The sequence below is a fragment of the Candidatus Mycoplasma mahonii genome, from assembly GCF_030550815.1.
Classification (GTDB): domain Bacteria; phylum Bacillota_I; class Bacilli_A; order Mycoplasmatales; family Metamycoplasmataceae; genus Mycoplasma_O; species Mycoplasma_O mahonii.
This window is the reverse complement of record NZ_CP114583.1, coordinates 296,017-320,475: the sequence shown is the minus strand read 5'-3', so window position 1 is coordinate 320,475 and position 24,459 is coordinate 296,017. Positions and strand designations below refer to the sequence as shown.

Annotated in this window: 27 protein-coding genes and 6 tRNA genes; 2 read left to right on the top strand and 31 right to left on the bottom strand. The window is 31.2% G+C overall.

Going from position 1 to position 24,459, the window contains the following annotated elements; all coding sequences use genetic code 4:
* Positions 1–100 precede the first annotated feature (100 nt).
* From O3I44_RS01600 to rpmF, 11 genes are all read right to left on the bottom strand, one after another.
* Positions 101–1,312, bottom strand: a complete 1,212-nt coding sequence (locus O3I44_RS01600) for an amidohydrolase family protein (RefSeq protein ID WP_303717445.1) — start codon at positions 1,310–1,312, stop codon at positions 101–103.
* Between the two features lies 1 nt (position 1,313).
* Positions 1,314–2,594, bottom strand: coding sequence for a cytosine permease (locus tag O3I44_RS01595; RefSeq protein ID WP_303717444.1), 1,281 nt, complete (start codon positions 2,592–2,594; stop codon positions 1,314–1,316).
* 485 nt (positions 2,595–3,079) lie between these two features.
* Positions 3,080–3,457: a RidA family protein gene (locus O3I44_RS01590; RefSeq protein WP_303717443.1), complete on the bottom strand. Its 378-nt coding sequence runs from the start codon at positions 3,455–3,457 to the stop codon at positions 3,080–3,082.
* A gap of 1 nt (position 3,458) precedes the next feature.
* Positions 3,459–4,613 carry an aminotransferase class I/II-fold pyridoxal phosphate-dependent enzyme gene (locus O3I44_RS01585; protein WP_303717442.1) on the bottom strand — a complete coding sequence of 385 codons (1,155 nt, stop codon included), beginning with the start codon at positions 4,611–4,613 and terminating at the stop codon, positions 3,459–3,461.
* Positions 4,613–4,765: a hypothetical protein gene (locus O3I44_RS01580; protein ID WP_303717441.1), complete on the bottom strand. Its 153-nt coding sequence runs from the start codon at positions 4,763–4,765 to the stop codon at positions 4,613–4,615. The genes O3I44_RS01585 and O3I44_RS01580 overlap by 1 nt, the downstream gene beginning before the upstream one ends.
* A gap of 80 nt (positions 4,766–4,845) precedes the next feature.
* A complete protein-coding gene (locus O3I44_RS01575; protein ID WP_303717440.1) occupies positions 4,846–5,124 on the bottom strand; it encodes a hypothetical protein in 279 nt (92 codons plus the stop codon).
* 363 nt (positions 5,125–5,487) lie between these two features.
* On the bottom strand, positions 5,488–6,687 hold the full coding sequence (ftsZ, locus tag O3I44_RS01570) for a cell division protein FtsZ (protein WP_303717439.1): 1,200 nt from the start codon (positions 6,685–6,687) through the stop codon (positions 5,488–5,490).
* Positions 6,674–7,900 (bottom strand): cell division protein FtsA, encoded by a 1,227-nt coding sequence (locus O3I44_RS01565; protein WP_303717438.1) that lies wholly within the window; start codon positions 7,898–7,900, stop codon positions 6,674–6,676. The genes ftsZ and O3I44_RS01565 overlap by 14 nt, the downstream gene beginning before the upstream one ends.
* 3 nt (positions 7,901–7,903) lie before the next feature.
* Complete coding sequence (gene rsmH, locus O3I44_RS01560) at positions 7,904–8,803, bottom strand: 16S rRNA (cytosine(1402)-N(4))-methyltransferase RsmH (protein ID WP_303717437.1); 900 nt, start codon at positions 8,801–8,803, stop codon at positions 7,904–7,906.
* Positions 8,803–9,243: a division/cell wall cluster transcriptional repressor MraZ gene (mraZ, locus tag O3I44_RS01555; protein ID WP_303717436.1), complete on the bottom strand. Its 441-nt coding sequence runs from the start codon at positions 9,241–9,243 to the stop codon at positions 8,803–8,805. Before mraZ ends, rsmH begins: the two co-directional genes overlap by 1 nt.
* A gap of 131 nt (positions 9,244–9,374) precedes the next feature.
* On the bottom strand, positions 9,375–9,539 hold the full coding sequence (gene rpmF / locus O3I44_RS01550) for a 50S ribosomal protein L32 (protein WP_303717435.1): 165 nt from the start codon (positions 9,537–9,539) through the stop codon (positions 9,375–9,377).
* 78 nt (positions 9,540–9,617) lie between these two features.
* On the opposite strand from rpmF, the gene O3I44_RS01545 reads away from it, so the two are divergent.
* A complete protein-coding gene (locus O3I44_RS01545; RefSeq protein WP_303717434.1) occupies positions 9,618–10,514 on the top strand; it encodes a nucleotidyltransferase in 897 nt (298 codons plus the stop codon).
* Positions 10,515–10,583: 69 nt separating this feature from the next.
* Here O3I44_RS01545 and rpsO read toward each other — a convergent pair whose 3' ends face one another.
* From rpsO to O3I44_RS01495, 10 genes are all read right to left on the bottom strand, one after another.
* Positions 10,584–10,850, bottom strand: coding sequence for a 30S ribosomal protein S15 (gene rpsO, locus O3I44_RS01540; RefSeq protein ID WP_303717433.1), 267 nt, complete (start codon positions 10,848–10,850; stop codon positions 10,584–10,586).
* Positions 10,851–10,938: 88 nt separating this feature from the next.
* Complete coding sequence (locus O3I44_RS01535) at positions 10,939–11,757, bottom strand: hypothetical protein (RefSeq protein WP_303717432.1); 819 nt, start codon at positions 11,755–11,757, stop codon at positions 10,939–10,941.
* Positions 11,758–12,576 (bottom strand): tRNA pseudouridine(55) synthase TruB, encoded by an 819-nt coding sequence (gene truB, locus O3I44_RS01530; RefSeq protein WP_303717431.1) that lies wholly within the window; start codon positions 12,574–12,576, stop codon positions 11,758–11,760.
* A gap of 56 nt (positions 12,577–12,632) precedes the next feature.
* Positions 12,633–12,715, bottom strand: a tRNA-Leu gene (locus O3I44_RS01525).
* 3 nt (positions 12,716–12,718) lie between these two features.
* Positions 12,719–12,794, bottom strand: a tRNA-Lys gene (locus tag O3I44_RS01520).
* An 8-nt stretch (positions 12,795–12,802) separates the two neighbouring features.
* Positions 12,803–12,878: transfer RNA gene (locus O3I44_RS01515), tRNA-Thr, on the bottom strand.
* A 4-nt stretch (positions 12,879–12,882) separates the two neighbouring features.
* Positions 12,883–12,958, bottom strand: a tRNA-Val gene (locus O3I44_RS01510).
* Between the two features lie 4 nt (positions 12,959–12,962).
* Positions 12,963–13,038, bottom strand: a tRNA-Glu gene (locus O3I44_RS01505).
* Positions 13,039–13,042: 4 nt separating this feature from the next.
* A tRNA-Asn gene (locus O3I44_RS01500) sits at positions 13,043–13,117 on the bottom strand.
* Positions 13,118–13,174: 57 nt separating this feature from the next.
* Complete coding sequence (locus O3I44_RS01495; RefSeq protein WP_303717430.1) at positions 13,175–14,713, bottom strand: TrkH family potassium uptake protein; 1,539 nt, start codon at positions 14,711–14,713, stop codon at positions 13,175–13,177.
* Between the two features lie 75 nt (positions 14,714–14,788).
* Between O3I44_RS01495 and O3I44_RS01490 the strand changes: the two genes are divergently transcribed.
* Complete coding sequence (locus O3I44_RS01490) at positions 14,789–15,523, top strand: potassium channel family protein (protein WP_303717429.1); 735 nt, start codon at positions 14,789–14,791, stop codon at positions 15,521–15,523.
* Positions 15,524–15,539: 16 nt separating this feature from the next.
* On the opposite strand, the gene O3I44_RS03655 is transcribed toward O3I44_RS01490, so the two are convergent.
* The 10 genes from O3I44_RS03655 to O3I44_RS01445 form a co-directional block, all read right to left on the bottom strand.
* A complete protein-coding gene (locus O3I44_RS03655) occupies positions 15,540–15,704 on the bottom strand; it encodes an IS3 family transposase (protein ID WP_373317548.1) in 165 nt (54 codons plus the stop codon).
* A gap of 20 nt (positions 15,705–15,724) precedes the next feature.
* Complete coding sequence (locus O3I44_RS01485) at positions 15,725–16,198, bottom strand: DDE-type integrase/transposase/recombinase (RefSeq protein WP_303717428.1); 474 nt, start codon at positions 16,196–16,198, stop codon at positions 15,725–15,727.
* A 50-nt stretch (positions 16,199–16,248) separates the two neighbouring features.
* The gene (locus O3I44_RS01480) at positions 16,249–16,491 is read right to left on the bottom strand and encodes a hypothetical protein (RefSeq protein ID WP_303717427.1); all 243 of its coding nucleotides are present in this window, start codon (positions 16,489–16,491) and stop codon (positions 16,249–16,251) included.
* A gap of 276 nt (positions 16,492–16,767) precedes the next feature.
* Complete coding sequence (locus O3I44_RS01475) at positions 16,768–16,986, bottom strand: hypothetical protein (protein ID WP_303717426.1); 219 nt, start codon at positions 16,984–16,986, stop codon at positions 16,768–16,770.
* Positions 16,986–17,645, bottom strand: a complete 660-nt coding sequence (locus O3I44_RS01470; protein WP_303717425.1) for a winged helix-turn-helix domain-containing protein — start codon at positions 17,643–17,645, stop codon at positions 16,986–16,988. Before O3I44_RS01470 ends, O3I44_RS01475 begins: the two co-directional genes overlap by 1 nt.
* Before the next feature lie 160 nt (positions 17,646–17,805).
* Positions 17,806–20,724, bottom strand: a complete 2,919-nt coding sequence (locus O3I44_RS01465; protein ID WP_303717424.1) for an SMC hinge domain-related protein — start codon at positions 20,722–20,724, stop codon at positions 17,806–17,808.
* The gene (gene rnc, locus O3I44_RS01460; RefSeq protein ID WP_303717423.1) at positions 20,711–21,388 is read right to left on the bottom strand and encodes a ribonuclease III; all 678 of its coding nucleotides are present in this window, start codon (positions 21,386–21,388) and stop codon (positions 20,711–20,713) included. The genes O3I44_RS01465 and rnc overlap by 14 nt, the downstream gene beginning before the upstream one ends.
* The gene (plsX, locus tag O3I44_RS01455) at positions 21,388–22,371 is read right to left on the bottom strand and encodes a phosphate acyltransferase PlsX (RefSeq protein ID WP_303717422.1); all 984 of its coding nucleotides are present in this window, start codon (positions 22,369–22,371) and stop codon (positions 21,388–21,390) included. The genes rnc and plsX overlap by 1 nt, the downstream gene beginning before the upstream one ends.
* A gap of 10 nt (positions 22,372–22,381) precedes the next feature.
* Positions 22,382–24,022, bottom strand: a complete 1,641-nt coding sequence (gene fakA / locus O3I44_RS01450) for a DAK2 domain-containing protein (protein WP_303717421.1) — start codon at positions 24,020–24,022, stop codon at positions 22,382–22,384.
* Positions 24,022–24,321 carry a hypothetical protein gene (locus O3I44_RS01445; RefSeq protein WP_303717420.1) on the bottom strand — a complete coding sequence of 100 codons (300 nt, stop codon included), beginning with the start codon at positions 24,319–24,321 and terminating at the stop codon, positions 24,022–24,024. The genes fakA and O3I44_RS01445 overlap by 1 nt, the downstream gene beginning before the upstream one ends.
* Positions 24,322–24,459 lie beyond the last annotated feature (138 nt).

The window sequence follows — 24,459 nt, the reverse complement described above, 5'->3', positions numbered from 1 at the left end:
AAACACTAATTAAAATCCAATAAATTAAACCATTGTATTTACAATCGTTTCTATATTTAGTAATATATTTGATAATTTATCTAAATTAATATTAGAGTTATTACAGTGAATCGGATTTATTTATAATGATGCCGTTTTTGATATTAAACTTAACTCTATCGATTTTTCTAATGACATCGTAGATGTTTGATTCATTCATTATCAAAAAATTCGCTACGTTACCTTCTGCTATTTCTGGATAATCAATAAACATTAGCTTAGCACTATTTCTTGTTATTAAATTTATGGAATTCAAAATTTGTTTATAACCTGTTAAGTGATTCAAATGAATCCCCATAAAAAGCACTTGCAATAAATTTGCATCACCTAATGGATATCATGGATCTTGTATATCATCATGCCCATAGGCGACATTTAAATTTTGATCTAAAATCTCTTTCACCCTTGTTATCCCTCTGCCTTTATCCACTTCATTAAATCTTCCTCCTAAATGAATATTAACAAGAGGATTGGCAATAAAATTCATTTTTGATTTTTTTAGTATACCCCATAGTTTTCTTACATAGGCATTGTTATATCTAGCAAAAGCGGTTGTATGTGAAGCTGTGACCTTTCCACTTAATCCTAATTCATAAGTTTTAGCTGCAAGGTATTCTAAGAATTTTGAATTTGGATCGTCAATTTCATCACAATGCATATCAACTAACACATCATTTTCCTTAGCGGTTTTGAGAATATAGTCAATAGACTCTCATCCGTGCTTTAGGGACATTTCATAATGTGGAATTCCGCCAAGAACATCAACTCCATATTCAATGGCTTTCAATAAATTATTCTTAAATTCTGGCTTAGTTAAAATTCCATCCTGAGGAAAAGCTACTAGCTGGATATATATTTTATCTTCCCATTTCTTTTTTTGTTTTACTGCTCACTTTATGATTTCAACGCCATTGCCAGTTATGTCAACATGGGCTCTGATGTTTTGAACTCCGTTATTAATATATTTTTCAAATAACTTATCGGTTCTATCAATAAAACATTTTTCATTTAATTTTGTTTTTCTTTCACTTCATATTTCTATCCCTTCAAACAATGAACCAGATTCATTAAACCTTGGTTCTCCTGCAGTTAGAGCCGAATCAATGTGTACATGTGCATCATTAAAAGGTAGTAATGCTAATGAATTGTGACAATCAATTGATTTATCCATTATGCCTTTTATATTTTTTTGAATTATTTTTATTACATTATTTTCAATCATTATGTCAGTAGTATCATTATTTAACGATACGTTTTGTAGCAATAATTTCATTTTAGGCTCCATCCTTTTTATCTTCTATAATATTAATTTTTGTCGGAAAATATTTTTCTTCTAAGAGAATATATGGCAAGTAAAGAACAACTGTAAACCCGAAAGATACAAGCGGAGCATAAATTGTGAATAATGGAATAAATGTTAATCCCGTTGATAATGCCATGAAAAATATTTCCAATAACTTACATTCCTTTCATGTGAATCTTGTCTCCTGGTTTTTGAATAAATAATTAATCATGATTAGAGCTCCAATTGGTGGAACAAATCTATTCATATAACTTAAAAATACAATAAAGTTGGTATACAATCATATGGAAGCAGCTGATCCCAAGAGTCCAAAAACGACAACTCATATTCTTTTGGGTATTTCTTTTCACTTAATAATACCATCTGAGTATATCGGCATCTTGATTCAGTGGTTTAATCCAAGAGAAATAGAATATAATCCAGAATCATTTGTTGTTCATATATTTAAAATTAAGATGATTATACCCATTGTGATTAAAAACATTCCGTTTGTTATTTTGTTTGATATAGCATCTGTTATAGTTACAAACCCCAATACTTGGTCTGCAATAAATAGTTGTGAAATAAATCCAAAAGAAATCATTAAACCATTACCAACAAGGAAGGCTAAGGCTGTTGTTGAAACTGCGATTTTTGTTGATTTTGCATTTACAGCAAAATTAGGCACAAAGGTTGCACCAGAAATAAAGGTGCCTATTACTATGGAAATCGCGACCCAAAAATTTGTATTACCGGTAATGTGATGCTTATATGTTCCAAGACCAACAGACATACCAATAGCGATAAATCCCAATATAAGCACAAGCGGCACCGCAACAATAGAAATTATAGTTAATGATTTGATACCAAAAAAGGCTGTAAGCATTATAAGTCCACCAAAAATAAAAACATATGCTCATGGTGAAACATTAGAATACATCCCTAGCGGGATTGCTATCATTGCGATTCCAACTCCAAATCATCCTGTTTGTGTCGCGATCATGACCATCGAAGGAATTATGGCTCCATTTTTGCCAAAGGCTCTTTTTAAAACACCATCCAAATTCTTCTTTCTTTTACTAGATATAAATGCTAATGTTGCTCCATATAATGCTAAAATAACATTACCCATCAATATAGCTATTGCTCCTTTTCATGTGGCCATCTCTTTTGCTAGTCCAGCACCTGACATTACAGAAGCTGAAAAAATGGTAAAGCCAAACATTAATGCTAGCATTGTTCAAAATCCCTTATAACTTATGTGCTTATTCATGTGTCTCCTTTTCTTTAATATTAATTATTATTGATCTACTCTCATTCTCTTTCATATTTTTATTCATTTGTTCTCCTTTTTTAATGAAAAAAATAAAAAAATATAACCATGTAGGTTATATATTTGAAATAGATAATTGAATGTAATAGTTTCCCTTGGAAAGGGGGTTGCTGCAATCGCTTAATTCTCAATTAATTTTTATCATCAATTATAATTAAACCATATTTAAACTAAATAATATGTTATTTATTTTTTACACATAAATTTTCCATAAGTTTTACGCGATTAATTAGCATTTTGTTGCATTTATTAATCTTAAATGTTAGTTCTAATGAGTTGCTTCATTCATTACCTATTAACACTTAATTTTAGATTACAAGAAAATTTATTTATAACAAAGTGGCATATCAAGTTATTTTTCTAAGTTATAAAGCTCTTCTCGTTTTTGTTCAATCATAGAGTTAGATAATCATATATAGTGATTTTTAAGTAAGTGAAACAATTGCTTCTATTTCAATTAATACATCTTTTGGTAAACGCGCAACCTCAAGGCAAGTCCTAGCGGGCTTATGATGATTAAAGTATGTAGCATAAACTTCATTCATGTCATTGAATTGTTTTAGATCCTTTAAGAAGACCCCTACTTTAACAACTTTATCTAGTGAAGTTCCCGCTTCAGTAATCACTGCTTTAAGGTTTTCTAATGATTGCTTAGTTTGTTCTCTTATCCCACCCCCAACACATATCATCATCTTTGGAGCAAAAGGTATTTGTCCAGATACATATAACATTCCATTAGCAGCAACAGCATGTGAGTATGGCCCGATTGCACTAGGTGCATTTTTTGAATTAATTATTTTCATGTTAATCCTTTCCATTGTTTTTTAATTGTTCTAAAATTTTAATAAATAAAGCCATATCTTTAGCACTAATAGCAATATTTACTCTTACTCAAGTTTTATATTCACTTCCATAATTATGTCCAGGCGTGACAACCGCCCCAAGATCAAATAATTTCTTTAACATAACATCAGAATGCATTTTTTTATCACCCAATTCAATAAACATCAATGATACTCCATATGGATATGCATAATTATAATCATTATCTTTTAAGAAATTTGATAATTTGTGTGCATTATAACTTAGAAGATCAATGTATTCATTTTTTCAAACATTGTTTTTGGGATTTGTATAAGCAGAGACAACTGCAGCTGTTATTCATGGTTGTGAGGAAGAATAACTCATTAAGGCATCATGCCCTTTAGCCATTTGTTTCATTAATGTTGTATTTTTACAAATCATATGACCATATTGTAGTCCACCGAGATTATAAGTTTTAGCCGGGGAAGCAATATGGACAACCTTGGAGACATTCTTCAGATTTAAAGAGTGTTCAAAGTTACCATCCAAAATAACATCTTGCCATATTTCATCCGCCACTAAAATAACATTATGTTTAATAGCTAAATCATTTATTTTAATTAATTGCTCTCTAGTTCAGATATTACCTGTGGGATTATGAGGTGAACAAAGAAGTAATAATTTAGAAAGAACCATTTTCTTTTCTAAATCTTTAAAATCTATTGCTCATTTATGGTCTTTATAAACTAAATTGCTCTTAATCATTTTACGATCAGTTCTTTTAATCAAATTATAAAACGGATCATAAACAGGTGGCATTACTAAGATGTTATCACCTTTTTTACTAAAGGCATAAATAGCAACATGTATTCAATAAAGAACGCCATTTGCAAATAAAATGTCTTCTTTATCAAAATCAATATCTCATGATTTTTTATACCATTTGTTAACAGCATCATACAACTCATCCTTTTGATATTTATAAGAAATATCACCTATTTCAACACATGAAACAACATCTTTTATGATTGCTTTCGATACCTTAAAATCAGCATCAGCAATTGTTAAATACAATTTTCCATTAATTGAATTAGTGTATCTTCTGCATTTTTTATCGTACAACCTCTTACGTTTTAGTGAAACTAGTTGATTCATTATTTAACCACCCTTTTACTTAACTGTGTTGCTGCTATATGAATAATATCTGTCGTCCTAGAAAATAGTGATGCATAAAATCAATTGAATTGATCCAAATCAGTAACATGCATTTTGTTCCATACTGCAGTGGCAATCACAGAAATTATCATCGCCGCTGATTTATTTGTCCCGATTGCTTCATTGCAAATAATAACATTTTTTCGGTCGCTACTAACTTCAACGTCACTGATTATGATACACCACTATAATTTGCTGCATCAGATGTTTGGATAATTGAAGTAATAATCTTTATATTTTGTCTTTTTGTTTCTAGGTCGCTAGTCATCCCTGTCTTAAAGAATTCCATATTGTGGAACCTTAATCCAAAGGACCCAAGTGTGCCAAAAAATTCTTCTTTTTTACCCATTATATTCATGGCCGCCACTTTACCAATCTTACGACTGTGGTTGTCAAAGGAATATAAACATCATCGTTTATTATTCTTGATCGGACGATGGCCCAATCTCATGTTGCATAAACACATTCAACATGGCACATTAAAAAAATCTTTTAATACATTTGTTTTTTTGGTATACAGTAGTAACTACAACATTAGGTAGCGTAATTACCTTTTTTATCACAATCAGATTCATTCCGTGAATTTGCGTCCCAAGTTGAGACAATTTCATTATAGCAAATAAGCATTAATCAGTTTAGGTATATGAACAGAAAATAATAAAAAAGAGTAATTAAAAGGACCCTTATTGGTCCTTTTAATCTATCTAGATTGGAAAATAAATTTTCAACTTTTATATTACGATAGCAGTTAGATATTAGATTTTGCTAAATCCATATGAATATGGAAACAATACATCATCTTTAAAATAACTTTTTATTTTCTTAAAAAAGCTGGAAGCTCATCATCGTCATCATCGTCACTATCTCAAGGTGAATTTTGAAGTTCGATCTCATCATCGATTTGAAGTTTTTCTTCTTCAGGAAGTGGATCAGACATAAGCAGTTCACGAGTTTTGTCATTTTCAAAATCGATATTCATAGTTTCAACAGCATTAGAAGCTTCTTTCAAAATCTCTTCACTTGTTAGCTCTTTATTTTCGACAAGACCTGTGGCAATGACCGAAACTTGAATGTCTTTACCTAGGCTTTCGACAATAGAAACACCAAATATAATGTTAAGATCTGAATTAGCTGCTTGCTTAATTGTATCTACGGCTTTACTTGCTTCTGCTAATGTGATATCTCCACCTGAAATGTTGATAATTGCATGTGATGCTCCATTGATAGAAGCATCTAAAATTGGAGAAGAAATTGCATGTATTGCCGCTTTTGAAGCTCGATCGTCACCTGTAGCACGACCGATACCGATTAATGCTGTTCCTTTGTCTTTCATAACTGTTGTTACGTCAGCAAAGTCAAGATTAATCAGAGCCGGTATAGCAATCAGGTCTGTAATGGTTCTAACAGTTTGCTTTAAGATTTTATCTGCATAGATAAATGAATCTTTAAGTGAGATTCCTCCAAATTGTTCTAATAACTTATCGTTAGACACAACTATTAGTGAATCACAAGCTGCCCTAATATTCTCAAGTCCTTCAGCAGCATTCTTGGATCTTTGTGTACCCTCGAATGAGAACGGTGTTGTTACAATTCCGATTGTTAATGCGCCCATATCTTTAGCTATCTTAGCGATTATAGGAGCTGCTCCAGTACCCGTTCCACCTCCCATACCTGCAGCAATAATTACCATATCTGCACCTTTGATAGTTTCCTTAATTTCGTTTTCAGATTCTAAAGCTGCTTTACGACCTTCTTCTGGATTAGCTCCAGCTCCTAGCCCTTTAACAGATCTACCTAAAGGTAAAATGGTGTTTGCAATTGTTGAATTTAATACTTGTTCATCAGTGTTAGCGACAATAAATTCAACACCTTCAATTCCCTCTCTAATCATTGAATGAATAGTGTTGTTTCCTCCACCGCCAACTCCAATTACTTTAATTCTTGCAACTGCATCAACTTTTTGTCTTACTTCGTTGTTGCTTGTATTATTTTTTTCATTATTATTTTCAAACATTTTTTCCTCCTAATTTTTCAATTATCCTTTTCATGATATTATTTTTACTATCTTCTTTTTTCAGTGATGAGATTCTTTGGGGGTTAGTTTCCACAATAGTGTTATTTTGCCGCCCAAGAATTTCATTAATCCTTTCGTTAAATAAAGTGATACCAATTGCACAAATATTCTTTGAACTTGCAGAAATATAAGTCAAAGGATTATAGATTGAAACATGATTGGCCCCAAAACTCGCTTTAGCAAATTCCAGTATTCCATCAATTTGTTCAACCCTGCCTGAAATAATAATTGGCAGCATTGAAACTTTTTTCTGGGTAATGAATTGTTTTGATACCATTAATAGTTTTTCAACAAATGAATCTATGATCTTATTTAAATCAGTTTGCATAAATAATTTTTCTTTATGGTTCACGTATTTTCGAAAGATAACACGATTTATATTTTGATTAAATGATCCATAAAGAGTAATCATTTTTTTAGCTTCTTCTTTAGAACAACCAAACAATTTACTAATTCCGGCTTCAAGAGATTTGAATCCAAAATCATAAATTGACATTGACGCTATTGTTGATGAATTTTTATTTATCGTAATAAACGTTTCGTTGCCTTCAACATGAATCAAAATAGCCCCTTCTGCTAATGCAGATTCAGATAAATTATTTTGACTAATCGCTTGATGCGATAGTAAAAACTTATTTATCTTCAGGTTTTTTGAATTAATTAGTTGAGTGATAAATTCATAAATATTAAAGGCGATCGTTGTTACAACAGATGTAACTTTTAATTTACTACCAGTTTTATTAATTGGTGCTTTGTCATATGATTTTCATAATATGTCAAAGACTTTATATTTAATAGGTTGAACAAGAATAACTTTTCTGCCTTTTTCTTCAAAACTTGACTTAGTCAATTGGACCGCATTTTCGATGTCAACTTCTGAGACAATTGTGCCAGAAATCTTAATCGATTGTAAAAAGGGTTTAATGCTTGCCTTAGTTTCTTTTGATGAATTAACAACAACAGATACATCCTCAATCACGCCGCCTATTATTGCATTAGCTTCTCTTAATGCTTCATCTAAAAAAGATGAGGCATCATGGAGGTGTGCTGAACTACTAAAAATCTCAACCTTGTTGGTTGCTATTGATTCAATTACTATCAAGAAAATTTTCTTTTTAGTAAATTGGATAGTAGTTGCAATGTTTCTTTTCATGTTTTAATCCTTTAGTTTTGTAAGTACTCTTAATTTCGCACTACGAGATCTTCGATTTACTTCAATTTCGTTTTTTGAAGGTTTATAATTTTTGGCCGTTCATTTCCGCTCAATAATGATTGGAAGTTTCCCGGTTTTATCTTCTATAAACTGCTTAAAAAACCTTTTAACAATTCTGTCTTCGATAGAGTGAAAAGTAATGATGGCTAACGAACCACCAACTCTTAACAAGTCAGTAGCATCAATTAACATTTTTTCAAGACTTTCTAGTTCTTCATTCACAGCTATTCGTATCGCTTGGAAAACAGCTTTAGCTGGATTCTTTTTACGAACTATAGCTGCTGGAAGTGAACTCCTAATAACATCGACTAATTCTAATGTTGTCTTAACTGGTCTATTTGAAATAATACCTTTCGCAACTCTTTTTGGGAGCTTTACATCTGCAAAACTTCAAAATATCTTGACCAACTCTTCTTCACTGTATGAATTGACAATGTCATAAGCGCTTACTTCTTGGTTTTGATTCATCCGCATATCAAGAGGAGCATCTTTAGAATAAGAAAATCCTCTTTGCGCTTCATCTAGTTGAGGAGATGAGACTCCAAGATCTGCAAAGATGCCATCAACAACATTAATACCAAGTTTATCTAGTTCGTTCTTTAAATTTCTATAGTCTGAATGTACTAGTTGGTATTTATTTGATATTTGATTAAGATCGCTTGCACTTTCAATAAGCGCTGTTTTATCTTTATCGAATGCCAAGAGCATGCCATTTTCAAGTGTCTTTAAAATTTCGGAAGAGTGTCCACCTCTCCCCAATGTTAAATCAACATATACCCCATCAGGTTTAAGTGAAAGAGCAGTCATTGATTCTGTTAGCATCACCGAAATGTGTTTAGTCATTACAGTTTTGCACCTTTATTAAGAAGTTGATTGGCTAATTCATCTAATGAATTAGTTTTCTCAAATTCTTGTTGTATTTTTTCAAAATCTTCTTTAGAATGTATTTCAATTTTATTTCCGACTCCAATAAATACTAATTCTTTGGTAAGAGATGTTTGGGTCATGATGTTCTGATTAAATTGGATTCGACCTTGTTTGTCGATGGTAACTTCAGAAGTTCTTCCTAGTAACACACGCGCAAATTTCCGAGCCTGTTTATCAAGTGTATTTAATGACATTAAGGTTGTTGATCATTCCTTAAAATTAGTTTCATCTCTTAAAACTAGAACATTATCTAAGTCTCTTGTGATGTAACAAATTTCACTAAGCTGCAAACGCAACTTAGAAGGAATCATAACTCTGTTTTTGTCATCTAAACTTCTGTTGAAATTTCCAAACATTACCACTTCCTCCCATTTCTTACCACTATTATTATATATAAATAAAATAATTGTGTTGCAATAAAATAATATTTTTAAATATTGTTTATAAAAAAACCACTGCAATTAGAAGCAGTGGTTAAATATATGTATTACTTATCTTTATTTGATAAGTCTTCTCTCTTAAAAAAATTAACTAATCTATGTGGAACTTTTTCACCATTGACTGTAGCCAAGTTTGGTTGAGAAAGCGCATGATGAGATCTTCTGGTTCTTTTTCTCTGTTTCGAGGTTTTACGTTTTGGTACTATAGCCATGATGTCTCCTTATGTGTGTTTTGCTAAAAAATTATAACAAAAAGTTTTAATTTATTGTAAATGTTTTATGATTTGTATATGAGTATAGGAATCATTGCAGAATATAATCCATTTCATAATGGACACATACACCAATTAAAAGAAGCTAAAAGAAGGTGACCCAATGATAAGATAACGATTATCATGTCTGGTAAATATGTACAAAGAGGAGAATTAGCAATTGCCTCGTTTTCAGATCGAATGGAAATGGCATTAAAACATGGAGCTGATAAAGTTGTCGAGTTGCCTTTTGAGTATGCTACTCAAGCAGCTCATATATTTGCTTATGGTGCTGTAATGATTGCAAGTGAATTAAAGATTGATAAATTATTCTTTGGTTCTGAATCAAATGACCCAAAACGTTTAATGACTATAGCAAAAGCAATAAAAGATAATGAAGAAAAATATAATGTTATCCTTAAGCAATTTTTAAAAATGGGATATTCTTTTCCAAAAGCCGCAGCTCAATCTTTAACTAAATTAATTGGAAATCCTATTTCATTGCCTAATGACATTTTAGGATTAGAGTATTGTAAAGTAATTGTTAATAATGATTTGCCAATAACTCCTCACACTATTAAAAGAACAGTTGATTTTCATTCTGATGTTCCGAATATGGAATTTGCATCTGCTTCATATATCAGAAAACAAATATTCATGGGTAGAGATATATCAAAATATACTCCTGTGAAATTTAAAAAAATACCAGAAAGAATTGAAGATCATTATAAAAAATTTCAAAAAATAATTTTAGAAACTCCTGCCAAGAAATTAGCCAAAAATAAAATGATTTCTGAAGGGATGGAAAATCTCTTTAAAAAACATATTGATGCTAGAACATTTGACGACTTTATTGATCGCACCAACTCCCGAAGATATACCTCATCCCGCATTAAAAGAGTAATGTTATATGTATTGCTTGGGATTGAAAAATAATTGTTAGTAAAAGACACATATTCCATTCAAAATATATGTCTTTTGATTTACTTTAAAATGTATAAATAATTATTTTCTTAGACCAAGCGCTTTAATTGTTTCTTGGTATCTGTTGTAATCTTGTTTTTTTAAATAAGATAATAATTTTTTTCTGAGCGCAATTTTAGCTAAGAAACCTCTTTTAGAATGTTTATCTTTCTTATTGACTTCAAAGTGTTTTTTTAGAGATTCAATTTCTGCTGTTAAAATGGCAACTTGAACTGCTGAATCTCCTGAGTCTTTTTCATTCTTGCCGAATTTTTTAACTAGTTCAATTTTTTCTGCTTTTGAGATCATGTTGATCCTTTCGTGTTTATTTCAAGTACGTCCCAGCAAGAATTTAAACATTCAAACCGAGTACGACTACATTTTTTATGCTCATTTATTATAGTGAAAAAGATTCTAATTGCAAAATATTTATTACCTTAGCAATATCTTCTTCAGTAGTTCTATTTTGGGAATCTTTTACAATTATTTTCACTCTCTTATGAATCTCAACAATTGCTTCAAAAGCCTTGTTGACAACCTTTAATTGTGGAATAATTAACTTGGGTTTTTCATCAATTGGCACTTCAAGGTATGACCAATATTTAATATCATTAACAATAGAAAAACAAGCATATAAACCATTGTGTAATTTTATGGAATGATCAAAGTTTATTTCCTTCTTGGCATTTACTTTAAATTTATTAATATAGGTAAATGGTGTAATCTTTTTAATCAGATCAACATTTCCTAGTTGCAATGATTCTTTTAAAATGGAAGTAGACACTTTTGCTCCATTAACTTTTAAAATATCAATAATAACATTATCTTTAATATCGGTTGCTTTCAAATGTCTTCCTTTTCCCATGGCAAAATCTTTACCCGAAACAATTTTTTTAGCATTGGTTATTTTTATCATTTTTTCTAAAAATTTATGGCCATCCATAGCTGCAATTGATGTGTCATATTTTACCACCACCACAAAATCAATATCTACATTCGATAAATTTTGTAATCTGATATCTAATGGTTGAAATACCTCTTTAGATGCCCCAGGGATATCTTCTGGGTTTTCAATAATCATCATAACAATCTGGTTATTGAATTCTCTTGCTTTTTTTACAAGCTTAAAATGTCCATTATGAAAAGACTCAAAAGATCCAAGAATTAAGGTCGTCTTTTTGTTAGTTATCTTATTGGGAAATCTTGTCACATACATTTAAAACCTTTCTTGATTAAATTTATTACCAAATAATTTTTTGCCAATTAAAACATTGTTGGTAACTTCTACGATACCAAAGATATCATCTTTATATTGCAAGGCATATAAACCATCTTCTTTCTTTATTTTAACTCTTTTACCTTGAATTAATTCCTGCATTTCTGGAGTCCTGATTATGGGAATAGTTAAGAGTTTAAAAATGTTAATCTTCTTGCCAATATCTTCGGTTGTTAAATCACCAATCGAGGTTCTTCTTAGATCACTCATGATTGCACCACATCCCAACTTAGTCCCTAAGTCATGAATGATGCTTCTGATATAAGTACCTCTGGAAACTTCAATATCAAATTCAATAATTTTATCCACATGAATGTTGGTAATTGATTTCACTTCTACAGCAACACTTTTTAATGCTACAACTTGGTCTTTACGAGCTAAATCATAAGCTCTTTGACCATTAACTTGCTTGGCGGAAAAGATGGGTGGCATTTGTTGTTGCTTACAAACAAAAGAATTAATGGTATCCACAATTAATTCTTTTGCAGGGATGGTTTGATTAGTAATTGTTATATTACCATCAACATCATAAGTATCAGAAGTTTTGCCTAGCTCTAAAGAAGCGTGGTAAGTTTTAAATCCTTTGTCAATATAATCAATTAACTTCGTATCATCATCACTGGCCACTAGCAGTAATCCTGTTGCTAAAGGATCTAATGTCCCAGTATGACCAATTTTTTGAATATGATTATCGCGAGCAAATTGTTTAATAGTTTTGAAGGATGTCATTCCTTTTGGTTTGTCAATTAAATAAAACATATGCTCATTATATATAAAAAAATACCATAAATGGTATCTTGATCACTAATGTGAAATGGTGCGCGAAGAGGGACTTGAACCCTCACTCCGAAGAACTGGTTCCTAAAACCAGCGCGTCTGCCAATTCCGCCACTCGCGCAAATGGTACGCTGTAGAGGATTTGAACCTCTGACCAATTGGTTAAAAGCCAACTGCTCTACCTACTGAGCTAACAGCGCAAATAAAATGGTGCTTGCTATAGGAGTCGAACCTACGACCTACGGTTTACAAGACCGTTGCTCTACCAACTGAGCTAAGCAAGCAAAATGGTACGAGATGAGGGGCTCGAACCCACGACCCACGCCTTGTAAGGGCGTTGCTCTCCCAACTGAGCTAATCTCGCATTTTGGTGACCTATGCGGGACTTGAACCCGCGAATGCATGGATGAAAACCATGTGTGTTAACCGCTTCACCAATAGGCCTTATTGGCGCCGAATACAAGATTTGAACTTGTGACCAAAGGATTAACAGTCCTCTGCTCTACCGCTGAGCTAATCCGGCACATCTAATTATTTGCTAATTAATTATACATAAATAAGGAAAAAAGATGATGAAATTCTAGCCAATAGTAATATCCTCTTTTATATGAGAATATCTTTTACCTTTATTTTTTATTCCGCCTCATACAAGCAATGATGAAGAGACACCTAATTGTCCAATAAACATGACAATAATCAATGTTATTTTCGCACCTACAGAGAGATTTGGCGTGATCCCGGTAGATAGTCCTGTTGTTCCAAAGGCAGATGTGACCTCAAAGACAATGTCGGTAAATGTATGCTGCCTACCATCCAGTTCATGATATGAAGAGGCGGTAATAATAGATGCAAGCACAATTAGGAAAAAGGCAGTCACAAAAACAATAAAGGCTTTCGAAACAATTTTTGATGAAATACGTTTATTAAAGGCAATTACATTGTCTTTGCCTCTAATACGAGCTCAAATACTCATAAAGATAATAGCAATGGTTGTAGTTCGGATTCCCCCAGCTGTCGAAGAAGGAGCAGAACCAATAAACATTAATATGGAGAAAACAATTAATGTGGAACTTGATAGCGAATGAATATCAATTGTTGAGAATCCAGCATTTCTTGTAGAAAGAGTATTGAAAATCAAAGCCATAGTTTTGTCACCAGTAGAACCATAGTAATCATTGTGTCAAAAGGCATCTTTGGCATTTACTTCAATCGAAAAGGTAATAATGATTGAGAGTAAAGCGATAATTAAATATGTGGCAGATGAAATTTTGGAAAAAAGTGAAAATAGATGTCTTTCACCTTTGATTTTTTTAGTTATATATAAATAGAAATCATATATAACCGGATATCCCATACCGCCCAAAATGAATAACACAATAAAGATAATTTGCATACCATAGTGGTGATAATAAGGCGAAATTGAATTACGTCCCATAATGTCAAAACCAGCATTATTAATTGCAGAGATGGAATGGAAGATACCAAATCTAATTGCGTTTTCTAAATTTCCATATGGAGATGATCCATTGGTAAATCCTGATTGTGTAACTTGATGGAGCATTTTATTTGTATCTTGTTTAGCAATCGGATTATTTGATCCAACAACTGGCACAAAATAAAAATAACATGTTAAAACAATTGAAGCAACGATAATCACAATAAACATTACCGTGATTGATATCTTGATCAGTTGTGTTGTTGATCCAATCTTTGTTGAACCTCTTTCGGCAGAAAGAACCTCTCGCGTTTTAAAGGAGATGGGCCTTTTGAAGATAATACTAAATAAGTATACCTTCAGAGCAAATCAACCCATACCCCCAATTAAAATTAAAACTGCAATAACAGCTTGCCCAAAATAGGTTCATGTTTCTGATGTGGTTATAGTGACTAAACCTGTGTCAGAAAAAGCTGAAGCAGATGTAAATAAAGAATTGATGTATGTCACATCGACTTTACGAGATATTGGCAGTAATAAGATCAGTGAGCCAATCAAAGTTATAAAAAAATAAAAAAAGATAATATGCTTCGCAAATGATAGTCTCCTAAAACCAAACCATAATTTTGCCAATTTATTATTAATATTTACTAATAAATTCTTATCTTTTCCATATTTTTTCATTTAATAATTATACTAAAATAAACAAAAAAACTCTTATTTCTATTATAATTACCTCATAACATTATAAGGGGATTTATGAACAATAAAAAAGATATAGCTGTCATTGGTGTCGGGAAATTCGGATTATCTGTTGTTGAACAATTAGTAGAAATGAAGAAATTCGTATTAGCAATTGATATCGATGAAAGAAAGTTGATCCAACCAGCCAGAATCGCAACGACAGCAATTGCTGATGCTGCTGATATTGGTGCATTAAGAGAACTTGGTATTCCTAAATTTAAAACAATTATTGTTGCTGCTGAAGACAATATTGAAATTGTTGCTGCTTTATCAGAATTAGGTGTTAAACATATTATTGCGAAAGCCAAATCAAAGCGGCATGAAAGAGTTTTAGAACAAATTGGGGTTGATATTATTGTTAGACCCGAAGCTGAAGCGGGAATTAGAACAGCCTTAATTGCTACAAATGCTAATTTCATTAAATATAGTTCATTATTACAAGAGATTGGTGATGGATATGCCATTGGTTCAACAGAGGTCTCTGATACGAGCTTAACAGGCACACCTGTAAAAGATCTTCATCTACAACAAGTTAAAATTGTTTCTGTTAAAAGAGGAACTAGAGTTCACATTGTTGATGGTAATTTCATTCTCCAAGAAGGTGACATTGTTACTATTGTCGGTAAAATAGTAGCCATTACAAAAGCATATCAAACATTTAATGATGAAAGTAAAGCTACTAAGTTAATTAAGCTAGAAAAGACTGCAAAAGCAAGAACTAGAATTAGAAGAAAAAAATGGACAACTTAAACCTGGAAAAATATTTCTACACTTTAGATTGCGTAAGCATTGACATGAGTCGATGCTTTTCATTGTAGTCTACTTTGTATTGTTTTGTATTATACCACCTGATATAATCATCAATAATGATTTTGATTTTATCAAAAGAATAATTATGTGTCAGTAAATGATTGAAGCATTCTGATTTTATGTTTCCAAAAAATATTCAACTTATCTATTATCTAGAGAATTGCCGACTCTTCTCATTGATATTTTGCATTTCTTTTTTTTGCTTAATCTTCTAGCATCCGTTGTGCTATATTGACTCCCATGGTCAGAGTGCACAATCATGTTTTCCCTTGTTGTTAATGTTTCTAATGTATCGGAAACTAATTTAGTATTATTTGTCATACTTAGTTTATATGATTCTATTAATTTGTTCTTATGACTAATTACCACAAATAGATAAAATTTTGTGTGACACTTTGCTGGTATGTAGCTGACATCAGTGGTAATTATGTTGTCTTTTGCTGGATTAAAGTTTCTTTTGACGAGATCTTGAAATTCAACAGTTGTATTTTTATTTTCAGATTTTCTTTTCTTCTTTCTAGTAGTTCATTCTAATTTTCATCTATTCATGTAGTTTCTGAAGGTTCTATCAGAGATTATGAACTCCCTAGCCTTTAACTCCATAGCAATTATCATGCTGCCATAAACACTTTTGTGTTCATGGAAAACTTTAAATATTTTATCTTTTAAATAATGGAATGTATATATTTTAGGTTTGCTTTTTTATAAAAAATAGTTCTATATAAACCATATATATAAGTTTTTCTTGAATTATTTATTTTAATTCTACTTGCTTCATGTTTCTTATCTTTGTCTTCAATTATCTCGAAGTATCTTTTGGCAATTTTCTTTAATTCCTCATCTGTTAAATTTAGAAACAACTTCTTTAATCTCTTTTTCTGACCTTCTTTTTCATGTTTGTTGTTCATGAATAAATTATCATTTATTATTCATAATTTATATTTATTAATAAATTTTGCTTTAGCATACATTTGTTTATTGACCATTGTTCTTGCATGTCTATTTCTTGCGATGCTATGTTATTTTAAACCTAATGTTTCAAAATATATCACCCAGTTTATAGTTTCTAATTCGTATTCTTTGAATAACCTGATTCATTGATCTCTTATTTTGTGTTTTGTCATAAAAAAATACACTCCTTTTATATTAGAAGTGTAAAATATTTTTTTCCAGGTTTAACTAGTCTATTTTTTAGTAATCATTAATGCCCCAGTGTTTTTGCCAAGTAAAGATCACACTAAACCTTCTTCTTCAATTAACTCAATTGCAACATCTCTTAAAACATAGCCATTCCCCGTTATCAATTCAATTGTTAAATCGGGATTAGATTCAAACTCTAAAAACGCCCCTAATATGACAGGGATGGATTCTTCTTCGGTGTAGCCATGCAGATCTATTGTCATTATATTATTTTGATTCCTTCTTTCCGTGAGATATGGAAATAATTACGCCCGATTTTGTTTTTCAGTTTAAAAATAATTTGGTCAAGAACTCTTGTGCGATCATAATCATTAACGTTTCAAACTTTCCTAAATAATTCATTTTTGGAAATATAATTGTTTTTATTTAAGAGTAAAAACTTTAATAAAGATGTTTCTTTAGAAGTAAGACTAACTTTAGTACCATCTACGAAAATTTTATTTTCTAGAAAATCAGCAACAATAGACTTATAGATAATCGTTGTAACTTTAAAGTTTGCGTTCCAATGTCGTCTTAAAATTGCAATTGTGTCTAATATTGCAAGTTCCTCAATGTGAGTATAAACAATTCTGTCATATAATTTTTTAAATATATTTTTATCATCTTCAAGTTGTTCCTTTTTGAATGCAATTAAATTAAATCTATGGCTTCTGTCTTTAAACATTTTGTGATATTTTATTTTGAAAATATCCTTAGAATTATTTTCGATAAACAAAATATCTATCTTTTTTTTCTTAATAGAATCAAATTCATGCGGCTCAATTATAATCAATTCGATTTGAAAATATTTTTCTCATTCTTTCGCTGCTTTATTAATAAATTCTTTGTCATTTGCTATTACTACTATTTCAATTTTTTTCATATATTGATTATACCAAGAAAGCTCATAAATAATAGATAATAAGTAAAAAAAATATGTTAAAATAAGTTAAAAAAGTGCATAAATCAACTAAAAAAGAGCTGTTTTTAACATTCTAATAACTATTTAATAAAATATGTTATTTTCTGAAACACTTTATTTCTTATTTTATCAATTCGTTAGCTTTTTTTAGGTTAACTGTAAACATACTTGTAACACCTCTTTGTTGCATTGTGGCACCAAATAAATGATCCACCCTTGACATGGTTCCTACACGGTGTGTAACAACAAGGAATTGAGTATCTGCTTTTAATTCTTGTAAATAATCTGCAAATCTAATAACATTAGCATCATCAAGCGCCGCTTCAACTTCATCAAGAATACATAAGGGTAATGGCTTTGACTTTAAAATAGCAAATAGAAGCGAAATAGCAACTAATGCTTTCTCCCCGCCTGAAAATAACTTAAGGTTCTTCACGGTCTTGCCAGGAGGTTGAGCAATGACATCAATTCCAGTTTCAAGGGGATTATTAGGGTCAATGAATTTAACTTCAGCAAAGCCCCCTCCAAACATCGTTTTAAAGATAATGTCCATTTCTTTATTAACATCTAAAACTGTCTGTGATAACCGAGCAATGATGATTTCATCCATTTTATCAATGGCGGATAAAATAGTTTGCTGTGCATTGAATAGCTCTTCACGTGAAGCATCAATTCTTTCATGTCTTGCATGAACCTCATCATAATCCTGGATAGAATCAATATTAACATTACCAAGCTCTCTAATGTCTGATCTTAGGCCGGAAACGATGGTTCTTGCTGCTTCTCTATCTATTTTTAAAGAATATTTCTCAGAAGCTGATTCAATAGTAATTTCGTACTCTTCTGACAATCTTTCTTTCGAGGAGTTGAGAATGTATTCGGCTTGATTTTTCTCAGACATTTTTTCCGAAGAATCATCCATTAATTTCCGAATAGATTTCTCTAATTCTGTTTTTTCAATAGTAATTCTTGCTAAAACGTTGTTATGATCAATCACAGTATTCCTTTTAGCTTTCAAAAGCGCCTGGATTGACGATTTTTCAGCATCCAATGTCTGAATTGAATCGATGCTTTTAACTTCGTCATTGAACTCTAACGTTGTTTGTGTTAAGGCTTCATATTCATTTTTAAGTGTTGAGAATTGAGTGTTAACAATTGAACGCTTTTCTCTAATCTTGGCAGTTTCAATGTTTAATTCAGCAATAAAGGCATGATCTTCGTTGATGGAATTAGATAATTGATTTAGCTGCCTTGTTTTGCTTTGAATATCCGCTTCTAGAGGCGGGATATTTGATTCAAGTGCCATAATTTGATCTTCAACACCAAGCATTGATTTTGTTCTTGATTTTGTACCACCAGAAATAACACCCCCCACCCTAATAACATCACCATCTAGAGACACAACCATGTATCTTTTATCAAGTTTTTTAGAAATTTCATTAGCAAATTGAATGTTTTGAGCAATAATAATGTTTCCAAGCATAAATTTCTTTAATATTTCAAATTGAGGTTTAACGTCCACTAATTCATGAGCAATACCAACAAATCCTTCTAATGAATTCATCACTTGAATATGTTCTTGTCTAATGCCCTTGGGTGAAATGGATGCCAAAGGGATAAATGTTGCTCGACCAGCGTTATTTTTCTTTAAAAAGTTAACACATTTAACAGCATCTTCAGACCTGGCTACAACAATGTTTTGTAGGGCATTATTCAAAATACTTTCAATGGCAGTTCTATAATCAGTTTGAACGTCAAAAAGATTAGAGACAATACCATGAAAACCTGGGAAAATAGATGAATTTTCCACAATAGCTTTAGTTCCTGAGAATAAATTAGTTTTTTTACTTTGATATTCTTTTAACACTAAAACTCTTGTTTTCACTCTTAATAAATCTGATTTGGATTTTTCCACGTCAATATTAAATGAAGAAATGTTGGCTTGGACATCTGAAATATATGATCTTTTTTCATCGATCTCAATTTTGGCTTTTTCTTCTCATAAGTTGTATTGGTGCACTTTAGATCTTAAAACATCTAATTCGGCTTTCATAGCTGCAATTTTAGCGTCGTTTGTTGATGATATAGAACCATCAATGATCATTTTTCGTTTAGCTGACAATTGTGAATCAGAAACTTCTATATTTCTCAACTTTTCCGAAATATCTTGAAACTTGGCATTCAGATCCATAATTTCATTTTCAAGTGATAATTTATATGATGTTTTTGACTCCATTAAATCTGATGCTTTATCAATTCTATGATTAAGATCGTCTTTTGTGGCAAGCACATTTTCTAAATCACTGTTTAACTCTTGTAATTTTTGAGAATAAAATGTTATATCTTCAACTATTAGTCCTATTTCTACATCTTTAAGCTCTTTTTTCTTATCAAGATAGACTCTTGCTTTGTCAGCTTGTTTTTTCAGGGGAACTAACTGTCTTTCTAACTCATTTACAACAGTTTTGATTTTTTCAAACGCTTCTGAAGTTTTTTCTAATTTTCTTAATGCTTCGTTTTTTCTATTTTTATACTTGGAAATACCGGCAGCTTCTTCAAAGATGCCTCTTCTTTGATCAGGGCTAGCTTGTGATATATCAGATACTGTTCCTTGTGAAATAATCGCAAGTGAAGATTTGCTAATCCCTGATTCCATAGCTATTTCTTTAATATCCTTTAATCTAGCTGTTTCGCCATTAATAAAGTATTTACTTCCACCACCCCTTTTTATTGCTCTTGTGATTGTGAATATTTTATGTCTTAAAGAAACGGCCTGGTCAGAATTATCAAAAGTAAGTGAAACAAACGCTTGATCCAATGCTTTAACAGTCTTTGATCCAGCAAAAATAACATCTTCCATAGAATCACCACGAAGTGATTTAACAGATGTCTCTCCCAACACTCATTTAATGGCATCATTGATATTAGATTTACCAGAACCATTTGGACCCACTATCCCAACAATTCCCCCATCAAATCTAAGTGATGTCAAATCAGCAAATGACTTAAAACCTTTTGTTTCAAGTTTAATTAGTTTCATTATCACCGCCTTTATTATATTTATCTAATGCATTTCTAGCAGCTTCAATTTCTGATTGTTTTTTGGATTTAGCAACTCCACTACCAAGTTTAACACCGTCGAAAATAGCATAAGTATGAAACATATCGCTTTTTTTGGTTGTTTCATACTTAATAACGCCCCTAAAATTTAATTGTAAATATTCTTGCAAAATGGTTTTAGGATTCTTAATAGCTGCTCCTTTTGAATTATCAATATCCTTAAAAATATTAAATTTAAGAAACATTCTTAATTTTCCAATGCCAAAATCAAAATAAATCGCAGCACATAATGATTCAAAAAGATCTGCCTGAACTTTAGTATTATTTCTTATTTCTTCAGCACCATTACCAACACGAATCAAATTTTGTAAATTAAGTGCTCTTGAGTAATTAGCAAGAGCCTCACTATTTACAAAATTCGCTCGTATAACTGTCATAGTTCCCTCGTCAATATCTTCAAATTTATTAAATAAATAAATAGCGATTTCAGCGGCAACCAATGCATCTCCCACAAATTCTAACCGATCATATGACCTACCGCTTCTTTTTTCATTGACAAATGAAGAGTGTGTTAATGCTTCATAATATAAATCCTTGTTGTTTGGTTTTAAATTTATTTTTTCAAATAGTTTGACAAGAGACATTATTTATTAAATTCCTTTTGCAGTTTAGCTAACGCATCATTATCAAGAGCTTTTGAAAGTTCTGTAAAGGCGCCCATATATGATTCTCGATCAGAATTACCATGAATCTTTATGGCAAATTTTTTTAATCCCACAACCCATGCTAATGCAACTGATTTATAATTAAGGTCTTCCTTAATCTGAGTAAATGCTCCTTTTGAAATTAATGCTCCAATTTTGTATCTTAATTTTGATTTTAAATTTGTTCTTATTATATTAAACAGTGATGACATTGTACCTTCCATAGTTTTCAAAATCATATTACCTGCATAGCCATCAACAATGGCAACATCAGTTTTTCCGGACAGTAAATTTTTTGGTTCAATAAACCCTTTGTAATTAATAATTTTAGATTTTTTTAGCTCTAAATTGGCTTCTTTTGAAACACTTGGACCTTTTGAGTCTTCTTCACCAATATTAACAATATTAACCTTGGGGTTTTCAATCCCTAAGACAGCATTAGAAAATGAAGACCCTAAAGTAGCTCATTGCATAAGCATTTCAGGTGTTACAGTTAAATTAGCCCCAACATCTGTCATAACAAATCTTTGATCCTTAATAATAGTTGGAAAAACTGCCATAAATGCCGGTCTCTTAACACCATTCATTCTTTTTAGTGATAGTGTTGCCATTGAGAGATAGATTGCAGAATTTCCAGCAGAAATAACGGCATCTGCACTGCCGTCTTTAACAAGATTAATAGCTGCCGACATTGAGTTATTAGTTAATCTTGCTGCTCTTGCTCCTATATCTTTATTAGCAATTTCTGGCATATCAATAATTTTGATTCGTTCGCTTTCTTTAACATACTTATTAATTTCTACTTTTGATCCGACAAGAATAAATGTATAATCTAAAAATTTATCAGAAAAATCTAACGCTGCTAAAACACCATTTTTAACACCATTATCATTACCCATTACATCAAATGCTATTCTTTTCATAAAATCTCCTTTATTCATACCCAATTAAAAAATGATAAAACGGTTGGGCTCCGTCTTTAACTTCAACTTCAACATCAAAATGAGTTTCTAAATATGAAGATAGTTCTTCAGCATCAATTGCTGATGATTCATCTCCATAATAAATAGTAACAACTTCAGTATCATCGTCAATCAGTTTCTTTGAGATAGCAATGGCAGATTTCACAGATGAATTCGTACTTTTTAAAATTTTCTTCTCTGCAATTGCTAAATATTCCCCTTCTTTAATACTAACTCCTTCGATTCTTGTCGTTCTTGATGCTTTTGCCACTTGTCCTGTCTTCATAGTACTAATCGCTTCTAACATTTCTTCTTTATTACCATCTAAAGTCGAGTCTCTATCAAAGTTCATAATGGCCACTAATCCCTCAAGTTGTGTTTTTGATGGAACGATAATTATTTCCTTATCTTTGATAGTTTGAGCAACTTGCTGAGCAGCTAAAATAATATTTGAATTATTTGGAAGAATGATAATTTTATTAGTGTTAAGCTTTTTAATCGCATCAATGAAAACTGCCGCAGAAGGATTCACTGTTTGACCACCTTCAATAATAAAATCAACACCCAAGTCCCTCATGTCATTAATAATGCCGCTACCAATATTGCATGAAATAATAGCAATATTTACTTTTTCATCAGTATTATTTTTGTTAATTCTTGCATTGGCTTGTTTTTTACCTGCAGATTCATTTGCTTGCAATGTCATGTTTTCTGATTTAAGTTTTACAAATTCACCATATTTTTGCGCAAAAGTAAAGACTTTACCAGGATTTAAAGTGTGAAGATGCACTTTTAGAATATCATCATCATGAACAGTAGCGATTGAATCACCCATTTTCGTAAGATTTTCACTATATTTTCCTATTTTGAATTGCTTGGGCGCATCCAATTGAAGTATGTATTCTGTACAATAACCAAATAATCCTTCATGGTTATCATTCTCAAGTTTTATAAATGAAATGTTGTCGGTACCAGCTTGTACAGCTAATAACTTAACATGTTTTCCTTTTAGGGCAAGCAAAATACCTTCTAAAATCAGAAATAATCCTTCTCCGCCAGAATCAGTAACACCAACTTCTTTAAGAACAGGAAGCAAAGAAGGTGTTAAATCACAAGCAGTTCTTGCTGATTTAACCACTTCTTCAAAAATCTCTTCAATCGTCATAGCTGGAGTAATTGTTTTTTCTAAATCTTCTGAAATTAATCTAATAACAGTTAACATAGTACCTTCAACAGGCTTCATAACTGATTTATAACCATAAATTTTTGCTTGCTTGAAAGCTTCAACAATATCAAAAGCATTTACTGTGGATTTATCTTCAAATCCAATAGATAATCCTTTAAATATTTGAGAAACGATAACCCCAGAGTTACCCCTTGCTCCAAGCAACATACCCCTAGCGAATTTTGCTGAAACAACACTAATTTCATCAGAGTTAATTTTAGTTATATCTTTAAATGCAGATAGCGCAGTTGCACCCATGTTAGATCCTGTATCACCATCGGGAACTGGAAATACATTTAAAGCATCAATTCTATCAATGTTATTTGAAATGGCATTAACACCAGATTCAAGCAATTCTTTTCATTTTGTTCCATTAATTGTTTTCATTAGATAATCCCCATTACATAAATAATAACTTTATTTAGCTTTTTGTTACTTTTTTTAAATAATTGCACTATTGTTGAATGAATCTGCGTGCAAATTAATTTTGCTCTGACATTTTTGTTAATAAATATAGCTACTCTTATAATATTGCCTTTGCTAGTTTCTTCATATGATGTTCCTGCCTTTAAGTTATTTGTGTTTAGCTTTTTCGCATCATTCATGAAATCTAATGATGATAAACCAACTAATCCAGGCACAAGTGAAATATTATCTAATACTTTTTGTTCAAATTGTTTATTCATTTTTTCTCCATTTTAATTAAATTAATTATACCTTGATTTAATTCTTTTGTTAGTGTAAGATAAAACAAATGAATAAATAAAATTGCTTTAGGTGATAAATATTGTTATAATAATTCCATAAATTAAAAGTCAAGGGGG